The 2,424-nt window shown below is 33.1% G+C and carries 2 protein-coding genes and 1 pseudogene; 1 reads left to right on the top strand and 2 read right to left on the bottom strand.

Annotated elements, in window-relative coordinates; translation table 11 throughout:
- The coding region (locus J4P91_RS28540) for a hypothetical protein (protein ID WP_207996778.1) at positions 1 to 198 on the top strand (198 nt) is incomplete at its 5' end.
- A 467-nt stretch (positions 199 to 665) separates the two neighbouring features.
- Here the strand turns inward: J4P91_RS28540 and J4P91_RS28535 are convergent.
- Both J4P91_RS28535 and J4P91_RS28530 read right to left on the bottom strand, forming a co-directional pair.
- The gene (locus J4P91_RS28535; RefSeq protein ID WP_207996777.1) at positions 666 to 1,352 is read right to left on the bottom strand and encodes an IS6 family transposase; all 687 of its coding nucleotides are present in this window, start codon (positions 1,350 to 1,352) and stop codon (positions 666 to 668) included.
- Positions 1,353 to 1,413: 61 nt separating this feature from the next.
- Positions 1,414 to 2,073 (bottom strand): annotated as a pseudogene (locus J4P91_RS28530) (spore germination protein); the annotation flags it as partial.
- Positions 2,074 to 2,424 lie beyond the last annotated feature (351 nt).

Raw genomic sequence — 2,424 nt, 5'->3', positions numbered from 1 at the left:
AGTATTCACCATATGCTTGATACAAGTTGGTCTCAGCTTGGTGTGGGGAAGAAAGCGGTTGGTGATGTAGACAATTTTAGAAAAGATATTGCAAAAAGAATGGAAGAATTAGAGTCTGATAAGCATGAATTAAAGAATGCCATTGATTTAATCAAAGCGCTTGATCAAAGTTATGATTATATGGGGCCGAAATATTAAAAAAACACTCACTAGGAGTGTTTTTTGTATTCAAATCAGTATTTTATATACGGGGTACAGACAGCCAAACGAAAAAAAACCACGCTAAGGATTTTCGAGTCATTTTATCGCTAATTTAAATTGTGTTGCATTAACAACCGTTTTCATTGGTATTCTCATGTCCTAACGCAACACAAATGGTGTTGTGTTGTATCAAAATATTCTTAACGGGACAAAATTCAAAAGATTTTATATCGAAATTTGCTTAACGTGGTTTATTTCCAAAATGCTGGCGGTACCCCATGCCCATCAACCTAAGCTTTTATAAGTTTAATTTCACGTGAGATTTTTCTTTTCCCTAAAGATCCAGTGTAATTTCTTTAAAGATTTGCATACCAAATAAACCCTATCGGGTTTCAATTTTTTTGATGGTTCTGTTGCAAAGTTAAAAAAAGCAGAAACAGGTATTGATAAACGAGGGGAACTATTTAGGCAGTGACTAGTAATTTGTGTAATTCCTTGTACGTTGAAAAAACGCAGTTTGGCTGTAAACTGCGGTTTCGTTTATATATAGCATGAATGGTTTCGATTCCTTTCAAAGTACGTGAAGCATGACGAAGATTTTGAAATCCTGCGGATTTGGAAAAACGTCGCTTGATATGTCTATGATCCTGTTCGATGAGATTATTGAAATGCTTAACGGTGCAATGTTTCGTATGCACATAAAAACCGTTATTTTTCAGTTTTTTGAACGCACAAAGTAGGGCAGGTGCCTTGTCTGTTGTGAGTACCGTTGGTTCTCCAAAAGCTTTCACTAACCTTTTCATAAACATATAGGCGGCTTGATGATTCCTTGTTTTACGAAGTTGGATATCCAAGGTGTACCCTTCTTGATCAATCGCACGATAGAGATAACACCACTCTCCTTTGACTTTGATGTAGGTTTCATCTAAATGCCATACGAAATGTGCTGATTTATTTTTCTTCTTCCAAATTTGATAAATCAAATTTCCATATTCATGAACCCAACGCATAATAGTTGTTGGATGAACCGATATTCCACGCTCTCTCAAAAGTTCAGATACATCACGATAGCTTAAAGAAAAACGACAGTAGTAGCCCACGGCTACTAAAATAATATCTTTCTTGAACTGTTTCCCTTTAAAATATCGCATTTGTGATTCTTCTGGCTTCTTTTTTCTAGAGTGTATCCTCATTTAGAAAACTTTGCAACAGAACCCTTAAAATTGTATCAGTTTTAATTTTACCGATTCTTTTTTCAACTTCCTGTACTATATCTTTATTGGCTACATCGCCTAAGTAAAGTAGATATACAGAAGTGGCAGCACGTTCTCCTATTGTTAATTTCTTAATTTTCAACTCAGTAGAAGGAATATATCTACGAATTAGGCCTATGTTTTTAGAAGCATTTTCAATAAAGCCATCATGAGAGCCTTTAATTGTAACTTCTGAAACAGGTTCTTGAATTGATCTTTCTGCCCATCCCTTTGTATTTATAAGAAGAGCCTTTTTTTCTCCCTCCATGAATAGTACACATTGTCCTTCAAGTATCCCTTTTTTGATTTCATTCCATGTATATACTGTTTTTGAATAAGCAGCAATAATATTAAAATTAAATACTTGTATGTCATCATCTACTTCTTGTAATAACGGTGTAATAACATTTTCTTTTAATGCAATCCCATCCGTAAGGCCTTCAAAATAATAAAGTGAAATGTTAGTTTTAGTTTTTAAATGTACGGGATGTTCAATTAAATCTGCACAAATCTCAAAGATTTTTTCCATTGTATTCTTAATTTCTTGTAAGGTATTTATTTGGATAGTTTCAATAATTTCGTTTTTTGCAGTGTGTATGTTCATTTTATTTAAAGACATGATGTACACCTTCTTTATGTATAACAATAGGATATCTTTATTATTTTTAAATGGTTACATTTTATTCATCAGTTTAGTTTATTTCCATAAGGAAAATTGAAATAATTAAATTGCTTAATGCTGTAACATATCTTTTTTTCAAGAAACAGCCTTGTTATTGAGAGCGATAAATATAAAAATTAAATCAACCAGCATGGGCGAACCTAACCATCAGGATTTAAAGGAACTAACAATATCAAAAGAGGTCCTGCATATTATACAAATGCCACAGAATGGTTCTGTTGCAAAGATTTCTAAACTGAGATAACCTGTAGAAAAAGTGTGAGCAGGAGAATGATATATGGGGTATTT

Origin of the sequence: Bacillus sp. XF8 (assembly GCF_017498755.1) — a bacterium.
GTDB lineage: Bacteria > Bacillota > Bacilli > Bacillales > Bacillaceae_G > Bacillus_A > Bacillus_A bingmayongensis.
Note: the sequence above shows the minus strand (reverse complement) of the source record. Positions and strands in the feature narration are given on the sequence as shown.

Bases quoted from the DNA above. Each gene is read 5' to 3' on its own strand.
- J4P91_RS28535 (WP_207996777.1), bottom strand. From the start codon at position 1,352: ATGCGATATTTTAAAGGGAAACAGTTCAAGAAAGATATTATTTTAGTA.